Below are 17,560 nucleotides of genomic sequence, written 5' to 3'. Positions count from 1 at the left end.
CTGTCGCCTCGCTGCAGACCGCCGGGCTGCAAGTGCGCCCCGGCATGCTCGCCGATGTCACGGTGGTGACGGGGGAACGTACCTTGATGAATTACCTGATGAAACCTTTACGTGAACGCTTGCTTGCGGCCTTCAAAGAGGAATGAGCAGAGCGACCTTGCTCTCGAAGGCAGTGGATCAGCTTGCAGGCTGATCCACCGCCTTCGCGAGCAAGCGCAACTCAGGCTGTAAAGTCGCTGGCGTGCAGCTCCTTGACGCCCACTACTTCGAATTGGAACTCAGGGGCGGCGTCGGCGTTGACACTGCCTTCGAGGATGCCATCGGCAAAGCGCAGCTGACCGGTGGCGTTGGTGGGGTCGAAGGCATTGCTGCCGATGAACGTGAAGGTGTCGACGGTGGCAGTCAGGGGATTGGCATCCAGGCCAGTAAAATCCAGGTGATCACCTTCGATGGTCTTGAAGCCGCTGATGACATCGCGCAAAGCCCCGACGCCCATGTCCGACAGGGCACCAAACGCATAGGTGTCCGCGCCAGTACCACCGGTGAGGTTGTCGGTGCCTGCACCGCCGATCAGCCGATCATCGCCCGAACCTCCCACCAGCGTATCGTTGCCCGCACCACCGTTCAGAATGTTCCCTGAGCTGTTGCCCGATAGCGTGTCGGCGTAAGCGCTGCCCGTCACGTTCTCGAAAAATTTCAGGGTGTCGAGCCCGGAGCCCACGGTGTTTTGTTGTGCGGACGTCGAAAGGGTTACGGTAACCCCCTCCAACGCACGCTCATAGGACACGGTGTCATTGCCCTCGCGTCCGTCCAGCACGTTGTTGCCGGCACCGGCGAACAGCGTGTTGTCCAGCGTATTCCCCGTGCCATTGGCAGCGCCAGCGGCATCGATGTACAGATTCTCGACATTGTTGGCGAGGGAATAGGCTGCCAAGCTGCTGTGCACGCTGTCGATCCCTCCAGGCACCCCATTGCTGTTGGTCTCGATCACGGTGTCGTCGACGTTGTCGACATAGTAAGTGTCGTTACCATCGCCACCGCTCATGCTGTCGCCCCCAGCGGCACCATCAAGTACGTTGTCGGCGGCATTGCCGGTGATGAAGTTGCGCCGCTCATTGCCGGTGCCGTCGATCTCCGATACGCCGGTGAGTACCAGGTTCTCGAGATTGGCCCCCAGCGTCCAACTGACCGAGGCCTGCACCGTGTCGATCTGCGAGGTCGAGGTGTTGGATTCCACCACGCTGTCGAACGCGTTATCGACCACGTAGATGTCGTTGCCATCACCCCCGGTCATGGTGTCGGCGCCCAAGTCGCCATCCAGTGTGTCGTTGCCCGAGCTGCCCACCAGGGTATCCGCCTGATCGGTACCGGAAATCATCCCGCCCTGGTTCTGAGCGTTGTCGAAAATGTCCTGCACGCTGTTGTTGTCGTTGGGATCTCCCTGGAAGCCAAGGTCGGTGGCGATGTAGTCGGCCAGGCGCTGGCCGACGATTTCCGCCGATTCCTCGTGCAAGTGCCAGACGTCATCGGGATACACCAGTGGATCGACTTCATAGCGCAAGGGCAGGTCGGTGTAGTCCACCGCCAGCTTGACGTCGACGCGCTCGGTGGCGATGGCTTCCTGGGCGGCGCGGACATAACTCACTCCCTCGACGATGGAGGCAATCTTCTCTTCCGAATAACCACGGGCACGCGCCGCGTCCTGCTCGTAGTGACCGGTTTCCATCATGTACACGCTGAAGTTGCCGAACTGGGCATGCAGGTAGTCAAACACCTTCAGGGTCGCGGCCTTGTATGCCGCTGCTGCCGCTGGTTTGTCCGTGGCGCGGCCGATCTCCTGGGCGCCTTCCTCGCCCTGGCCCCAAATGATGCCCATGGTGACGTTATCGATGGATTGGAGTTCGGTGAGCTGGTCCTGCAGCAACGCCACGGCACGCAACAGCGCAGGCCCGGGTTGGTTGGTGTCGGTCAGCCACCAGCACAACTTGAGCTCCTCGGGGCTCAGGGTCGACAGGCCGTTGACCGTGCTTCCACCCACGGCGATGTCAATGCCATTGCCATCGGCGTCGGTGAACTGACTGCGCACGTCATAGGGAGTGTAGCGGTCCAGGTCGTTGACCAGCATCGAGGTGCCGGACTGATCGTCGTCCTCCGTCATGCGCAGCAGGCGCGCATTGGATTGGCCGAGTGTGGGCAGGTAGAGGATGTCTTGCTGGGCTCGCTCGCCGAACACGAAATCACTGGCGGTCAGGGTGTTGAGGTAGTTGCCGTTGAGGGCGATTTCAAAGCGATTGCCATCGGCGTCGGCCTCGGCGGATTTGATGTAAGTCTTGTCCCCGGCCGCGTTCAGGGTCATGTACAACGTGCCATTGCTGCCATTGCTGCCATCGCCGAGACCGAGAATGCCAAGACCCGAAACGTTGATCTTGTCGACRCCCACGGTGAAGTCATAAATCGTGTCGGTGGCCGTGACACCTCCAGTGTCGTAGTCGCGGTAGCTCTCGAGTACGTTGGTGTAGCGGAAGGTGTCGGCACCGTCGCCGCCGTACAGCGAATCGCGTCCGGCGCCGCCGTCGACGATGTCCGCGCCGGTGCCGGCCTTGATGGTGTCGTTGCCGCCGAGGCCGAGGATCAGGTCCGCGCCCGCCGTGCCGTTGAGGCTTTCGGCGTTGTTGGTGCCGGTGATGGTGTTGGCGGGCGCATCGGCCACCGCCAAGGCAAAGCTGTCGCTGACCGACGCTCCCGAAGGATCGGTGGCCTTGACCAGTACGTTGTAATTACCAGACGCCGTGCTGGTCGGCGTGCCGCTGAACGTCAGGCTGGTGGTGTTGAACTTCAGMCAGGCGGGCAGGGCGCTGCCATCGGCGAGGGTCGCGGTGTAGGTCAGCACATCCTGGTTGGCGTCGGTGAAGCTGTCGTGGGTGACGGTGTAGGTGAACGGCGTACTTTCGGTGGCGTTCTGGTCGAGGAGGGGGATGGTCACCACCGGCGCTATGTTGCTGGGGGTGTTCTGGTCGGCGAAGACAAAATGACTCGCCGTCAGGTTGTTCAACAGGTTGCCCGCCAGCGACACTTCGAAGCGGTTGCCGTTGGCGTCGACGGTGAGATCCTTGAGGTAAGTGCGGTTGGTCGACGCGCTGTAGGTCACTTGCAGCGTGCCGTTCAGGCCATTGCCCAAGGCCGTGTAGCCGAGCGCCGAGACATCGATCTTGTCGGCGGAAACGTCGAAGTCGAGGATCTGGTCACTGGCACTGGTGGTACCTGTGCGGTAGCTGTCGAGCTTTGAGGTGTAGCGGAATACATCGGCACCCGCGCCGCCGGTGAGTTTGTCCACGCCAGTGCCGCCGACCAGGATGTCGTTGCCGGCGCCGCCATTAAGGGTGTCGTTACCGGCGCCACCGAACAGTTGTTCGTTGGCAGCGGTGCCCGTCAGCGTGTCGTTGTTCGGCGTGCCATTGATTACAGTGGGTGCGCCGGGTACGTCCTGTACGGCCAAGGTGAAGCTGTCGCTGACGGTTGCATTGCTGCCATCGGACGCGGTGACCTGTATGGAGTATGTGCCCGACGCGGTGTCGGTTGGCGTGCCGCTGAAGGTGCGGGTGGCGGCGTCGAAGGTCAACCAAGTGGGCAGGGCGCTGCCATTGGCCAGTTTAGCGGTGTAGCTGAGGCTGTCGTTATCCGGATCGGTGAAGCTGGTGGCCGGCACCACGTAGCTGAATGGAGTGTTTTCGGTGGCGTTCTGATCCAGCAACGCCGTTGCCACCACCGGTGCCTGGTTGGACGGTGACGACGTGGCGAACACGAAGTTGGCGCTGGTCAGCTTGTCGAGGTAGTTACCGTCCAGTGCCACTTCGAAGCGGTTGCCATTGGCGTCGGCGGTCAGGGTCTTGATGTAAGTCTTGGTACCAGCCGCATTGAGCACCAGGTACACGGTATTGTTTTTGCCGTCCCCCAGGCCGGTGAAACCCATGGCCGAGAGGTCGATCTTGTCGGCGGTGATATCGAAGTCGGTGATCAGGTCGCCCAGGTTGGCGCCGCCGGTGTTGTAGTTGCGATAACTGTCCAGGCGGTTGGAGAACACGAAGGTATCCGCCCCGGCGCCACCGGTGAGGGTATCCATGCCGGCACCGCCGTCGAGCTTGTCGTCGCCCGCGCCACCACTGAGGCTGTCGTTGCCCGCCAGGCCAAGCAAGGTGTCCGCCGAATCACTGCCCAACAGCGAGTCGCTGCCGCTGGTGCCAGTGACCACCCGATTGAAAATGAAGTTGCTGGCGGTCAGGGTGCTGGTCAGGTTGCCTGAGAGAATCAACTCGAAGCGATTGCCGCTGGCGTCGGCATCGTAGTCCTTAATGTAAGTGCGGTTGTTGCTGGCGTTGTAGCTGACCTGCAAGGTGCCGCCACGGCCATTGCCCAGGCCGGTGAAGCCGAGGCCGGCGAGGTCGATCTTGTCCTGGGTGACGTCGAAGTCGGTAATGGTGTCATCGAAGCTTGCGGTTGCGTTGCGATAACTGTCGGACTGAGTGGCGAAACGGAATGTATCGGCGCCGGTTCCGCCGGTGAGTTTGTCGATGCCTGCACCCCCCACCAGAATGTCGCCACCAGCGCCGCCATTGATGGTGTCGTTGCCAGCACCGCCGTAGAAAATCTCGCTGGCAGCACTACCCAGCAGGGTGTCGTTGCCAGCCGTGCCTTGCACGGTGGTCATCGGCACCGTGGCGCTGACGAAGCTGCCATCGCCATAGACCAGCGTCGCGCCATTGCTGGTGTGGCTGATGGTGTTGCCGATGATGGCATTGCGATCGGTGCCGTCTTCATTGCGCTCTGCAACACCGTAGGTCGACAGGTTGCTGCCGCTGATGACGTTGCCCTGGATCGTGTTGTCGCTGCCGTTGAAGTATTTGCCGGACACGCCCAGGGTGTCGTCGTAGGACTGGATGATGATTTCCGGTACGGGGTTGCCCAGGGAATTGTTGTTGAGCGTGTTGTCGATGATCTGGACGTGGTTGCTGCCGTAGATGCGGATCCCGGCGCTGGTGTTGTCGTGGATATCGACGCCGCTGACGGTCACCTCGCTGGACAGTTTGATCAGCACCCCTTCGGCGCCGTTGCCGTACACCTCGCCACCGGTGATGGTGATGTTGCTCGGAGAGGGGATGTTCTCGCTGCCGCGCTGCACCACGATGCCAGTGCTGCCATTGTTGTAGGCAACGTTGTTGGTGAGGGTGAAGTCGTGGGTACTGGTGACGACGTTGAAACCGTGGCGGTCATTGTCGTAGGCGACGTTGTTTTCGAAGGTGCTGTCGCTGAGGAAGTCAGCAACGAAGCCGTCCAGGCCATTGCCGTGGGACACGCTGTTCTTGATGACCATGTTGACGGTCTGCTCATGGGGGTCGAAACCGTACCCGGAGCAATCCTTGATCTCGACGCTGTCGAGGGTGACGTTAGAGTCGTAGCCTTCCTGGCCGGGAATGTAGCCGTTGAACCAACCGTCGATCTTGCCGGTGGTGCTGTCGCGGTTACCATCGATGGTGAGGTTGCTGACGCCAAAGTCGTGGGTTTCCTCGCCATAGGCCGAGCGGATGACACCCGTGATCTTGGTGTCGGAGCCGTCAGCCACCTTGACGGTGGTTTCACCCATGCCGTCGCCGTACAGGTAGACGTTGCTCTTGAGCATCAGGCAGCCGTCGGAAGGTTCCTCGCCTCCGGAAACGATATAAGTTCCGGTCGGCATATACACCTGCCCTCCGCCTGCGGCAGCGGYGGCATCAATCGCACTTTGTATCGCTGCCGTATCGTCTGTGATGCCATCGCCTAAGGCGCCATAATTCTGTACGTTGAAAATCATAAATTTACTCCGTGTCAGGCTAAAACCTCGGTAGGTGCCAATATTCCATCGGCGGCCACCGTGTTATGACCCAGCAGAGCGCAAAAGTTGTGACAGAAAACCGAACTAACTGATCAGCGGTTGTGAGATTGCGAAAAAATAACGTTCTGTTGACGCTCGCTCAGGTGGCGAGCGATGCCGCTGTGTGTGGTCTTGCTCGCGAAGGCGGTGGTTCAGGCCGTTCTGATGAATGGGTCATGGCTGAGGGCCAGTGTTTCCTGTGAATCCTGGCCAGTGAAACGAGGCTGCGAACTTTTGACTTTGCTGTTCAAAAACAAGATCAAAAGWTCGCAGCCTCGTTTCACTCGACAGCGGCTACAGAGGGGGGGCGTACAACGATGGCCGATCCATCAGGCGGCAGGGAGCAGGCCTTTTTGTCTCGCGACATGAGTCGCCATTGCGTCCATCAAGTCCGGTGACAGGCAGTCATAGGGTTCCAGGCCGATCGAGCGCAGGCGCTCACGGATCGCCTTCATTTGCGCTGGCGGTGTGCCGGTTTCGATGATGGAGGACACGAACGCGGCGAACCCCGGCGCAGCCCACCCGCTTTGGGGAGAGAGTTCGGTGTGGACGAAGTCCAGGCCATAAAACGCATGGTCCTTGTTCTCGATGCGCCCAAAGAGATGGGCGTGACACTGCTTGCAGGCGTGGCGCTGGATGGTGGCGGATTCGTCGACAATCGCGAGTTTTTCGCCGTGGGCAATGACACTGACCTTGTCCCGAGGTACCACGGCGATGACGGCGAATGTCGCGTCTTGCGGTTTCCAGCATTTGCTGCAGCCGCACGCGTGGTTATGCAGCGTTTGTGCGTCAATCCTGACCTCGACCTTGTCGGTCGCACACAGGCATTGCAGGGTGCCACCTGTGAAATTCGCGGCGGCGGGTGGGATACCATTGTCCAGTGCAGGGTGAAGTTTCAAGGTGGTCATGCTGGCGTCTCCTTTGCAGGTTGTCCCCCAGATAAAGGATAGCTCGCCGTTCGAAGCGTTCCCGAGTCCTGACGATCAGAAATTCACCAAAAAGAGGCACGTTGGATCAAGGCGCTTCGAACAGGTGTACTCAAGACAAATCCCCCCAACCTTCACGTTTTATATCCTGGTAATTCCGTTTGACTGTCTGCTGAACGCCTGGGGTTCATGACCGCTGACGCAACCGGAATAACGATATGATTATATGTTCCTTTCATAATTATCACTAATTAATATAATTATCACTGCTTTCTGGCTCAGCCACAGAACCTCGCCGGGACGTCACTCTGCTGAGCCGATTTTTGCTCAGCCTCCTCGAATCCACCCAAACCAGGGCTTTTCATGAAGTTGAAAAAACTCATCGTCGCCGCGAGTCTGTTGTTCGCCGCAGTAGGGGTTCATGCGGAGCAAGCCATCGATATCAGCTACCAGCGTTCCTCGACGTTATGGATTTTGCTCAAGCAAAGCGGCCAGCTGGAAGAGCGTTTGAAACCCTTGGGCTTCACCGTCAACTGGCATGAGTTCAGCACTGGCCTGCTCAGCTCGTTGAACGCGGGGAGTGTCGATTTGCATGCAGACGTAGCGGACGCCTTTGCGTTGTTCACCCAGGCTGCAGACGCGCCGTTGACCTACTACGCGCGGGAAAATCCGTCGTCCAGTGCTCAGGCGATCATCGTTCAGGACAATTCTCCGATCCATAGCGTCGCTGATCTGAAAGGCAAAACTGTTGCGGTTTCCAAGGGGTCTGGCAGCAACTTTCTGTTGATTGCGGCGCTGAAGAAAGCCGGATTGTCCCTCGCCGATATCACTCCGCGATACCTGGAAGCGCCGGATGGCGGGGCAGCATTTGCCAATGGCAGTGTCGATGCATGGGCCATCTGGGACCCGTTCCTGGCGACCCAACAACGGGAACATCACGTGCGTGTACTGGCTGATGGCAAGGACGGTGTCGCCAATTACAACCGCTTCTACCTGGCGACGTCGACATTCGCGAATGCCCATCCAGACGTTCTGCAAGTCACCTTCGATACCCTGCGCGAGACCGGGCGATGGGTCAAAGCGCACCCGCAAGAAGCCGCGCAAATCCTCGGGCCGCTGTGGGGCAACATTCCGCCCGCCACGGTCGAGTTGGCCAACACTCGCCGCAGCTACGACATCGTCCCGGTCAAGGTCGATGAACTGGCCGAGCAGCAACGCATCGCCGACACCTATTACGCGGCGAAGCTCACACCCAAGCCGTTGAAAGTGTCCGACATCGCTGTATGGACGCCGAAGGCGCAGTAAGGGAGCGTTGCCATGAGTCGTCAAATTCACCTGTCAGCCTTCTTGTTGACCGGTCCGGTCATCCACAGCCACGCGGCGTGGCGTCACCCGGAAACCGTCGGCAATTACCTTGAGCCCGAGTACTACACGCGCGTTGCGAAAGTCGTGGAGGAGGGGTTGTTCGACTTTTTGTTCTTCGCTGACCGCCTCGCGGTGGGTGACCAGATGGGTGGCACCCGGGATCTGGCCTTGCGTTATGGCGCTCAGGACGCGACGCGCCTGGACCCGTTGCCAATCCTGTCTTACCTGATCGGGCAGACCAGCAAGCTGGGTCTGGGGGCAACCCGTTCCACCACTTATTACGAACCGGCGCATATCGCCCGGGAGTTCGCCACCCTGGACCACCTGTCCAAGGGCCGTGCCGCTTGGAATATCGTCACGTCGATGAACGACAGTGAAGGGCGTCTGTTCGGAAAGAACAAACACCTGGAACATGACCTGCGTTACGACCGCGCCGACGAATTTGTCGAAGTGGCGTTGAAGCTGTGGCGTAGTTGGGGACCAGACGCGCTCAAGCTCGACCGCGAGAGCGGGGTGCTGGCCGATCCATCGAAGATCCACTCGGTGCAGCACCACGGCGAGTGGTTCAAGGTCGAAGGCCCGCTGAATATTCCGCGTACTCCCCAAGGTCGACCGGTTCTGATCCAGGCCGGCTCGTCTGGTCGTGGTCGACGTTTCGGCGCGCGTTGGGCCGAGGCGATCTTCACTATTCATCCACATTTGGCCGCCATGCGCGCCTTCCGTGACGACGTGCGTGCGCAGGTCGTGCAACAGGGGCGCGAGGCAGACAGCTGCAAAGTGCTGACGGCGGTCATGCCGTTCATTGGTGGTACCGAAGCCGAAGCGCGGGCCAAGCGTGATCGGCACAACGCGCTGGCGCGTCCGGAGTTGGGGCTGGTCACGCTGGCGTCACAGCTCAATGTCGATCTGTCGCCGTTTCCGTTATCCGCGACCTTGGCCGAGATTGCCCAATCGCCATTGATCCATCCTGCTGCAGCCGAAAAGCTGCTGATGCAAGGTGCGGAAACGACCCTGGAGCAACTGGGACGGATTTTCTCCAGCAGCGTACGCGTGCCGCAACTAGTGGGTACCGGCGCACAAATCGCTGATCAATTGGCAGAGCTGTTCCTGGGTGAGGGCTGCGACGGCTTCGTGATCTCGCCGGGTTACCTGCCGGGCTCGTTCAGCGAATTCGTCGAAAGCGTGATTCCCCACTTGCAACGCAAAGGGCTGTTCCGCCGTGCTTACGAAGGCTCGACCTTGCGCGAGCATCTGCGCCTCGGCGAATTGAAAGACTAACCACCTCTACCAACCAAAAGGATATTTGAATGGCTGTTTTTGATCGATTGTCCCGTCGTCACTTGCTGGGTCTGGCCAGCGTCGCCCTGGCGAGTCCACTGCTGATGTCGCTGCCGCGCCCCAGTTGGGCGGCCGATGAACACGCTGGACACGCTGTCGATACCGGAGTCGAGCCCACCGGCACGGGCGAGTTCATCCGGCTGGACACCCCGCGTGCACTGAAACTGGCGGTGAACCTCAATGCGGTATGCCTGGCGCCCGTGGTCATCGCGCACGGACAAGGCTTCTTCAAGAAGCACAACCTTGATGTCGAGCTGGTCAACTTCGGCAACTCCACCGAAGTGCTGCTCGAAGCGATCGCGACCGGTAAGGCCGATGCGGGTGTCGGCATGGCGTTGCGTTGGCTCAAGGCGCTGGAGCAGGGCTTCGACGTCAAGCTCACCGCAGGTACACACGGTGGTTGCCTGCGTTTGCTCAGTGCGGTCAACGGCAACGTGCATAAGCTCGAAGACCTCAAGGGCAAGACCATCGGCGTCACCGACATGGCCAGTCCGGACCGCAATTTCTTCTCGATCCTGTTGAAAAAACACGGCGTCGATCCGGTGCGCGATGTGGACTGGCGACTGTACCCGGCCGACCTGTTGGGCACTGCGCTGGAGCGTGGTGAAGTCCAGGCGGTCAGCGGCAGTGACCCGTTCATGTACCGCCTGATCAATTCCGGCAAGGCTCAGGAACTGTCCACCAACCTGGTCGAAGAGTACGCCAACCTCAGCTGCTGCGTCGTCGGCGTCACCGGCAAATTGGTGCGTGAGGAAAAACGTGTGGCCGCGGCGCTGACCCAAGCGATTCTCGAGGCCCACGATTATTCGGTGAAAAACCCCGAGGCGGTGGCCAAGGGTTTCCAGGCCCATGCGTTGAATACTTCGGTCGAAGAAGTCAAAGCGATCCTGCATGACCACACCCACGGCCACCATGCCGTGGGCGCGTTGCTGACCAAAGAAATCACCACTTACGTCACTGACCTGCAAACCGTGGAAGTGATTCGCCAGAGCACTAACGCCGGCGAGTTCGCCAAGGAGATCACTGTCGATGTCTTCAGCTGAATTTTCGACACTGGCCGCTCCCGCCACGCAGCGGGCTTTCAAGGTGTGGCGCCAAGGCGCGGTTGCGGTGGCAGCGTGGGTGGCGGTCGCGTTGTTGATCAGCTATTGGCCGAATGCCACACGGGTTTGGCCAATGACCCAAGGCCTGGCGAATCTGAGTCTGGCAGTGGCGGCTTTGATCGGACTGTTGGGCCTCGTCGGTCACTGGTCTGCGAAGGTCGCCACGCGTATGAGTGCCGCGGGTGCCTGGTTGATCGCGCTGCCGATTCTGTTGGGTATCTGGGAACTGCTGACCGCCAAGCTGGGCCTGCTGCCGGTGCCGTTCTTCGCACCGCCGCAGGCGTTGCTTGCGGTGTACGTTGAAGATTGGCCGCGTCTGGCGGATAGCTTGCTGCATTCGGCGCTGTTGCTGGGCAGCGGTGTGGCGCTGGGCGGCGCAACCGGTTTTGTCGCCGGGGTCGCCATTGGCTGGTCGAGCAGCATCGGCTACTGGCTGCATCCGGTCTTGCGCATTCTCGGTCCAGTGCCTTCGACGGCATTGTTGCCACTGTGCTTTTTTCTGTTTCCCTCCAGTTGGAGTGCCAGTGTTTTCCTGATCGGCCTGGCGACCTGGTTTCCGGTGACGGTGCTGACCTGGTCCGGCGTAGCTAGCGTGGACAAAGCCTATTACGACGTCGCGCGGACCCTGGGCGCGAAGCAGGGCTTTCTGATTTTCAAAGTAGCCATTCCGGCGGCATTGCCCCACGTGTTCGTCGGTTTGTTCATGGGGCTAGGGGCCTCGTTCTCGACCCTGGTGGTCGCGGAAATGATGGGTGTCAAATCCGGTATCGGCTGGTACTTGCAATGGGCCCAAGGCTGGGCGGCCTACGCCAATATGTACGCGGCGCTATTGATCATGGCACTGGCCTGTTCGGGGTTGATTTCCGGGCTGTTCCTGATCCGTGACCGACTGTTGGCCTGGCAAAAAGGAGCGGTGAAATGGTAGCGCTGGCACACACATCGACCACCCCGGTTTTGCCTGGGCTGGCGTTGCGCATTAACACGTTGAGTCACGGTTTTGACCTGGACGGTCAGCGTTTGCCGGTACTGGAGCAGGTGTCCCTGGACGTGTCCCCCGGTGAGTTCGTCGCCTTGCTTGGGCCTTCAGGTTGCGGTAAGTCCACCCTGTTGCGACTGGTGGCAGGGCTGGAACCGGCCGATTCCGGTACGGTGCTGGCCGATGGCGCGCCGATTACCGGCCCGGACCCGAGCCGGGTCGTGGTGTTCCAGGACCCGACCCTGTACCCATGGCGGCGCGTGTGGGACAACGTCGCCCTTGGCCTGGAAGCCCAAGGCCTGCTCAAAACCCATTCCTCCAAGGTCGATGATGCCCTCGAAAAAGTCGGCCTCAGTCAATTCGCGCGGGCGTATCCGCGCCAGCTATCAGGGGGCATGGCCCAGCGCGTCGCCTTGGCCCGGGCGCTGGTCAACGAACCGCGTCTGCTGATTCTCGACGAGCCGCTGGGCAAGCTTGATTCGCTGACCCGCATCACCATGCAGAAAGAATTGATCGACCTGTGGCAACGCCAGGGCTACACCGCGCTGCTGGTGACCCACGATGTCGAAGAAGCCTTGTTGCTGGCCAATCGGGTGATTGTATTCAGTGACCGCCCGGCTACGATCAAGGCACAACTGACCATCGAACGGCCGTATCCGCGTCATCGCGATGATCCTTATCTGGTGGACCTGCGGCGCCAGATCATGGGTTTGCTTGGGTTGGGGGAGAGCTGGTAATCGCTGTTTCGAGACAAAAAAACACCCGTGTGGGAGCGAGGCGGCTCGCTTCCACACGGCATCCGTTGTCGGCTCGTCGAGTTTGTCTCAAGGCTGCTCGGGGCAAACCGCTTCTCATGGCCGCCAAATCCCGACATCCTTCGTATCCACCGCCTTGGGCAACAAACCGGCGGCAAAAAACGCATCGGCGATTTTCTGTTGTTCACCTAACTCACCGCTTTTTACCGGCTGTACCTGATAGCTGCGATGGGTGTTGGCGCTCTCGACGGTTTCTACTCCAAGGTTGCCCCATAGCGGGCTGAGTACTTGGGCCGCTTCAAGGGGATTGGTTTTTACCCACCGACCAGTTTTATCCAATTGCTCATAAACCACCTTGAGTACGTCGGGGTGTGTCTTGGCGTAGCTTGTGCTGGTCAGGTAGTAGCGCTTGTAGCTGGCCAGGCCTGTGCCATCCGCCAGGGTTCGGGTCGGCAGTTGCCGTTGGGCGCTGGTCAGGAAGGGTTCCCAGGTGACCCACGCGTCGACCTTGTTATTCTCGAAGGCCGCGCGACCATCGGCGGGTGACAGGTAGGCAGGTTGGATATCGGAGAACGCAAGGCCGGCCTTGTTCAGGGCGGCGATGAGCAAATAGTGGGCACCGGCGGCTTTGGTCACCGCAACTTTCTTGCCCTTCAAATCAGACAATTGTTGCAGCGACGAGTCTTTGTGCACGACGATCGCCTGGGCTGATGGCGAGGGTGCTTCCTGGGCGAAGTAGGTCAGTTGGGCTTGTGCAGCCTGGGCGAAAATCGGCACGGTGTCTGCCACATCCGCACTGATGTCGACATTGCCGACATTCAGTGCTTCCAGCAGTGGCAGGCCACTGGGAAACTCATGCCAGCTGACATCAATGCTCTGTTGCGCAAGGGCGGTTTCCAAAGTGCCTTGAGTCTTCAACAGCGTGATCAGTGTCGATGATTTCTGGTAGCCGATCCGCAGCGTTTCGCGGGCCTGGGATGGCAGCGCAAAGGACAGGGCGGCCAGTGCAGCGACCAGACTGATGAGTAGGGGTTGACGGAGTTTCGCATGACTATTTGCAGTAGATTTCGACATGGCACGCTCGACATTCAATAAGAAATAAGGGTTTTCTGTGTTGAAGAATATGGTTATAAAAATCTATTTATAAATAATTTATAAGCATTAGCTTAGTGGGTTTAGGGTTGCGCTCTTCGTGGGCCTCCACTTGGTCAGCGGGCGACGACGGTAGATCGACCGAAATCAAGACGCGCGTTGCACGTTCGCCTGATTTTTCAGGGCCAGGCCATTGAGAAAACGTTCGAGATTGGCCAGGAAACTGTCGGCGATTTCGTAGCGACTGTTGCTGGAAATGGCCGAAGTGTGGGGGGATAGACGTACTCGCGGATGGGCGTAGAGCGGATGACCGTCCGGCAATGGCTCAGGTTCGGTAACGTCCAGCGAGGCCAGGCCGATGCGTCCGCTCTCCAGTGCTTCGAGCAATGCCTCGTGGTCGAGCAACCCACCCCGGGCAATGTTGATCAGGTGCAGGCCCGGATTCGCACTGGCGAGCACGGCGCTGTCGACGATGTGCCGGGTCGCACTGGTCAAGGGCGCGGCGAGCACCAAATGATCGGAGCGGGAAAAAAGATCATGGATATCCCGCGCCGCTTCGACGCCTTCTACCTCGAACGGCGTTTGACTCTGACGCAGCGCCAGTACGTTGATGCCCAGGGCGTGGGCCTTGGTGGCCAGGCTGCGGCCGATTGCACCAAAGCCGAGAATCCCCAGCGTGGTGCCCTTGAGCGGCATCAACGCAGTGAAATTCCATTTCGCGTCATGCACCCAAATGTCCGGCAGCCGTTTGGCGGCGGCGAAGATCGCAGCCAGGGCGAACTCGGCGATGTTCTCGGCGGCGCTGCCACGCGAGGTACTGACCGGCGGGCCGTTGAACAGCCAATGCGGGTAGAAATCAATACCCGACGACACCACTTGAATCCATTGCAGCCCATAAGGCCAACCCGGTGGCGGTGTGTCCGGCGCCTGATAGCCGCGCACATTGATCGGCCGTGCCAGCAGGACGCTGACCTCGGCCGGCAAATCGCTGGGTACGCCCGTGGGCACACCGATGACGCGGGCCTCAGGATGGGTTTGCGCGAGGCGCTGGCGGATCACTTCGTTGAAATCCTCATCCAGTTGGCTGGCGATGACGAGCTGGCTCATGCGCGCTCCTTTGGTTGGCGCTGGGCGAAGACGGCTTTTCCAACGCCTTGCAAAATCGCGTCGTTTTGCGGTGTGTGGACGCGGCTGCACAGCACATCGCGGTAGTGCCGTTGCAACGGATTGCTGCGTGACAGACCGGGATTGCCCGACGCCTCGATGGCCAGTTCAACCGCGCGAATAGCGTTGCCGGTCACCAGGTATTTAAGTTGCGCCGCGTTACTGGTCGGCGTGTGGCCCTGCGCCGCGGCGTCGAGCAAGCTACGGTTGGCGAACAGCAAGGTGTCGATGTGGCCGACGGTTTCCTGAAAGCGCGGCAGGGTCGACAGCGATGCGCCGAGGTTGGACGGCTTGCGTGTTTCCAGCCAGCCCACCAGCCAGTCGCGGGCGGCTTGAGCGACCCCGTCATAGACGGATGACAGCAACACCGACATCCACAGCAAACCATCGCCGTCCAGTTCAGGTTGCGGCGCGCTCCAGCGGCTGACGCTGACGGCGTGATCCAGCGGCACCAGCACATTGTCGAACACTACCTCGTGGCTGCACGTGGCGCGCATGCCCAAGTGATCCCAATCTTCGATGATGCTGATGCCCGGTGTGTCTTTGTGCACCAGCCAGGCACCGACCAGCGGATCTTCATCATTGCTGCGCGCCCAGAGGCTGAACCAGGTCAGGCCATGGCTGCCGGTGGAGTAGATTTTCTGCCCGCTGATTCGCCAGCCTGCCGCGGTACGCCTTGCGATGGTGGCGGGCAAACCGCCGCGTGCCGGGGTTCCCAGGTCAGGTTCGACCCGTAGGGCATTGATCAGCGCGCCATCGCGCACGGCGTCTTGGGCCACCTGCAAGCGCAACGCTTCGGGCCAGTTTTGGTTGTCTTGCAGTCGCACATGCTGGATGTACTGCATCACCAGAATCAGCGCCGTCGACGGCTCGCCTTTGGCAATTGCACGGATGACCTTGCGTGCCTGCGCGAGGTTCGCGCCACCACCGCCCAGGGCTTTGGGTATGGTCAGCGCGAGTAGGCCGTGCTCATGCAATAGCTTGAAGTTGTCGTGGGGGAAGGTGCCGTTTTCGTCATGGACGTGGGCACTGGCGCCCAGTTGTGCGCTGATGCGCTCAAGCAACGTCTCGAAGTTGGCCGCTTCGATTGAACGAAGTGCTGGCGGATGTTGAGAAGAAAGACTCATGGTGAATTCACTCGTTCAAAAAGGGTGAGTGTCGATATTTTTTATTGCGATCAACCGTGGCGAGGTTCGGTGCACAACTGCAGCAGGAGGGATTCGCTCATGCCAGCGCCTCGCTTTTTTCCTCAGCCTTGAGGGCGGCGCGCGCGTGACGGTTGATCGGGACTTGCAGGCCAAGATTGTCGCGCAGGGTGCTGCCGCTGTACTCGTCGCGGAACAGGCCGCGCTGTTGCAGGACCGGCACGACCAGTTCGGTGAAATATTGCAGGCCGTCGGGCAACAACGAGTTGATGATGAAACCGTCCGCCGCACCTTCTTCGAACCACTTTTGAATCGCGTCTGCGACGTGCTCGGGGGTGCCGACGAAATCCCGGCGCGGCCTTGAGAAGCGCAGGGCGACTTCACGCAAGGTCAGGCCTTCGTCCTTGGCCAACTGCTTGATCCGGTCAGATCCGCCTTTCTGGCTGTTGGACCCCAGATCGCCCAGCTCGGGGAACGGTGCATCCAGCGGGTACTGGCTGAAATCATGATCATTGAATGGGCGGCCAAGGGCGACGATGGCGTCTTCAATGGTCACCAGTTCCACGGCTTGTTGAAAGCGGCTTTCCACTTCGGCTTCATCGCGCCCTACGATCGGACGAATGCCCGGCAGGATCGACAGTATCTGTGGATCGCGACCGAAGCCGCTGGCGCGTTTTTTCAGGTCCTGATAGTAGGCATGTGCGTCCTCGAAGTCTTCGGGGAGGACGAAAATCGCGTCAGAGTTCTGCGCGGCGAAATTGCGTCCGGCCTCAGAGGTGCCGGCCTGGAAAATCGGCGGTTGTCCTTGTTTCGAACGGGCGATGTTGAGCGGACCCTTCACCGAGAAAAACTCACCCTTGTGCTCCAAAGCATGCAACTTGCCAGGGGTGAAAAACTCGCCGCTTTGCTTGTCGTAGGCGAAGRCATCGTCTTCCCAGGAATCCCACAAGYCCTTGACCACATTCACGTGCTCTTTGGCGATGCGGTAGCGAACGGCGTGGGGCGGGTGTTCAGCCTTGCTGAAGTTATCGGCGGTGCCGCTGAGCCAGGACGTCACCACGTTCCACCCTGCGCGACCACCGCTGATGTGATCCAGCGAGGCGAGTTGGCGGGCAACCTGGAACGGTTCGGTGTAGCTGACCGTGACCGTCGCGACCAGTCCGATGTTGTGCGTCGTGGCTGCCAGGGCCGAGAGAATGGTCAACGGCTCGAAGCGGTTGAGGTAATGCGGGCTGGATTTCTCGTGAATGTGCAGGCTGTCGGCAATGAACACGAAATCGAACTTGGCCGCCTCGGCCAGTTGTGCCTGCTGCTTGTAGAAGTCGAAGCTCACGCTGGCGTTGGGCCGGGCCTGCGGGTGGCGCCATTCGCCCCATCCGTGGCCGACGCCATGGACCATCGCACCGAATTTCAGTTGGCGTTGTTTGCTCATGGTCTTACTCCTGAATCCGTCGCATCGTTATCGAGATGCCTGGCTGAGTTGGGCGCGCTTGGCGTTGAAGCTCTTGTCGAAGCCTTGGGACACATCGATGTGTTTGCCGAGAATCCCTTCTTCCTGATAGATGTCGGCGGTGGTTTGCAGGCCGCCGATCACCTTGTCGTCGATTTCCACCGGTTGCATGTGCGTGCCTTTGTCCACGGCGACATGCACCGCCAGCGGCAGGCCGGTGACGCGCGCCTGGGCGGCGGCAAATTCCTCGGGGTGGACGTTGGTCCAGCGATACGCACGATCAACCCGGGCGATAAAGTCCTCCAGTTGCTGACGTTTGTTGGCGATGGCCTGGCTGGTGG

Annotated in this window: 11 protein-coding genes and 2 pseudogenes; 6 read left to right on the top strand and 7 right to left on the bottom strand. The window is 60.1% G+C overall.

Features of this window, described 5'->3' with window-relative positions; all coding sequences use genetic code 11:
- Positions 1–146, top strand: a pseudogene (locus AC1DSG_RS15540) (HlyD family type I secretion periplasmic adaptor subunit); the annotation flags it as partial.
- A gap of 74 nt (positions 147–220) precedes the next feature.
- On the opposite strand, the gene AC1DSG_RS15535 reads toward AC1DSG_RS15540, so the two are convergent.
- Together AC1DSG_RS15535 and gfa are read right to left on the bottom strand one after the other, a co-directional pair.
- A complete protein-coding gene (locus AC1DSG_RS15535) occupies positions 221–5,845 on the bottom strand; it encodes a putative Ig domain-containing protein (RefSeq protein WP_477791676.1) in 5,625 nt (1,874 codons plus the stop codon).
- Positions 5,846–6,234: 389 nt separating this feature from the next.
- Complete coding sequence (gfa, locus tag AC1DSG_RS15530; protein ID WP_477791675.1) at positions 6,235–6,813, bottom strand: S-(hydroxymethyl)glutathione synthase; 579 nt, start codon at positions 6,811–6,813, stop codon at positions 6,235–6,237.
- Positions 6,814–7,194: 381 nt separating this feature from the next.
- On the opposite strand from gfa, the gene AC1DSG_RS15525 reads away from it, so the two are divergent.
- Genes AC1DSG_RS15525 through AC1DSG_RS15505 form a run of 5 tightly spaced genes read left to right on the top strand, consistent with a single transcriptional unit; the run spans position 7,195 to position 12,350 of the window.
- The gene (locus AC1DSG_RS15525) at positions 7,195–8,136 is read left to right on the top strand and encodes an aliphatic sulfonate ABC transporter substrate-binding protein (RefSeq protein WP_477791674.1); all 942 of its coding nucleotides are present in this window, start codon (positions 7,195–7,197) and stop codon (positions 8,134–8,136) included.
- A 12-nt stretch (positions 8,137–8,148) separates the two neighbouring features.
- A complete protein-coding gene (locus tag AC1DSG_RS15520; protein WP_477791673.1) occupies positions 8,149–9,474 on the top strand; it encodes an LLM class flavin-dependent oxidoreductase in 1,326 nt (441 codons plus the stop codon).
- 29 nt (positions 9,475–9,503) lie between these two features.
- On the top strand, positions 9,504–10,577 hold the full coding sequence (locus AC1DSG_RS15515) for an ABC transporter substrate-binding protein (RefSeq protein WP_477791672.1): 1,074 nt from the start codon (positions 9,504–9,506) through the stop codon (positions 10,575–10,577).
- Positions 10,564–11,562, top strand: a complete 999-nt coding sequence (locus AC1DSG_RS15510) for an ABC transporter permease (protein WP_477791671.1) — start codon at positions 10,564–10,566, stop codon at positions 11,560–11,562. The genes AC1DSG_RS15515 and AC1DSG_RS15510 overlap by 14 nt, the downstream gene beginning before the upstream one ends.
- Positions 11,556–12,350: an ABC transporter ATP-binding protein gene (locus tag AC1DSG_RS15505; RefSeq protein WP_477791670.1), complete on the top strand. Its 795-nt coding sequence runs from the start codon at positions 11,556–11,558 to the stop codon at positions 12,348–12,350. Before AC1DSG_RS15510 ends, AC1DSG_RS15505 begins: the two co-directional genes overlap by 7 nt.
- A 114-nt stretch (positions 12,351–12,464) precedes the next feature.
- On the opposite strand, the gene AC1DSG_RS15500 is transcribed toward AC1DSG_RS15505, so the two are convergent.
- The 5 genes and pseudogenes from AC1DSG_RS15500 to AC1DSG_RS15480 form a co-directional block, all read right to left on the bottom strand.
- Positions 12,465–13,442 carry an aliphatic sulfonate ABC transporter substrate-binding protein gene (locus AC1DSG_RS15500; protein ID WP_477791669.1) on the bottom strand — a complete coding sequence of 326 codons (978 nt, stop codon included), beginning with the start codon at positions 13,440–13,442 and terminating at the stop codon, positions 12,465–12,467.
- 165 nt (positions 13,443–13,607) lie between these two features.
- Entirely contained in the window at positions 13,608–14,567 is a 960-nt protein-coding gene (locus tag AC1DSG_RS15495; RefSeq protein ID WP_477791668.1) for a D-isomer specific 2-hydroxyacid dehydrogenase family protein, read from the bottom strand.
- On the bottom strand, positions 14,564–15,751 hold the full coding sequence (locus AC1DSG_RS15490) for an acyl-CoA dehydrogenase family protein (protein WP_477791667.1): 1,188 nt from the start codon (positions 15,749–15,751) through the stop codon (positions 14,564–14,566). The genes AC1DSG_RS15495 and AC1DSG_RS15490 overlap by 4 nt, the downstream gene beginning before the upstream one ends.
- 97 nt (positions 15,752–15,848) lie before the next feature.
- A complete protein-coding gene (locus AC1DSG_RS15485; protein ID WP_477791666.1) occupies positions 15,849–17,201 on the bottom strand; it encodes an LLM class flavin-dependent oxidoreductase in 1,353 nt (450 codons plus the stop codon).
- 27 nt (positions 17,202–17,228) lie between these two features.
- Positions 17,229–17,560, bottom strand: a pseudogene (locus AC1DSG_RS15480) (aliphatic sulfonates ABC transporter substrate-binding protein); the annotation flags it as partial.

The sequence above is a fragment of the Pseudomonas sp. P5_A12 genome, from assembly GCF_056400685.1.
Note: the sequence above shows the minus strand (reverse complement) of the source record. Positions and strands in the feature narration are given on the sequence as shown.

What these genes read in the sequence shown, in the direction of transcription:
- AC1DSG_RS15495 (WP_477791668.1), bottom strand. Translation starts at nt 14,567, where the DNA reads ATGAGCCAGCTCGTCATCGCCAGCCAACTGGATGAGGATTTCAACGAA.
- AC1DSG_RS15515 (WP_477791672.1), top strand. Translation starts at nt 9,504, where the DNA reads ATGGCTGTTTTTGATCGATTGTCCCGTCGTCACTTGCTGGGTCTGGCC.
- gfa (WP_477791675.1), bottom strand. Translation starts at nt 6,813, where the DNA reads ATGACCACCTTGAAACTTCACCCTGCACTGGACAATGGTATCCCACCC.
- AC1DSG_RS15520 (WP_477791673.1), top strand. Translation starts at nt 8,149, where the DNA reads ATGAGTCGTCAAATTCACCTGTCAGCCTTCTTGTTGACCGGTCCGGTC.
- AC1DSG_RS15525 (WP_477791674.1), top strand. Translation starts at nt 7,195, where the DNA reads ATGAAGTTGAAAAAACTCATCGTCGCCGCGAGTCTGTTGTTCGCCGCA.
- AC1DSG_RS15500 (WP_477791669.1), bottom strand. Translation starts at nt 13,442, where the DNA reads ATGTCGAAATCTACTGCAAATAGTCATGCGAAACTCCGTCAACCCCTA.
- AC1DSG_RS15490 (WP_477791667.1), bottom strand. Translation starts at nt 15,751, where the DNA reads ATGAGTCTTTCTTCTCAACATCCGCCAGCACTTCGTTCAATCGAAGCG.
- AC1DSG_RS15505 (WP_477791670.1), top strand. Translation starts at nt 11,556, where the DNA reads ATGGTAGCGCTGGCACACACATCGACCACCCCGGTTTTGCCTGGGCTG.
- AC1DSG_RS15510 (WP_477791671.1), top strand. Translation starts at nt 10,564, where the DNA reads ATGTCTTCAGCTGAATTTTCGACACTGGCCGCTCCCGCCACGCAGCGG.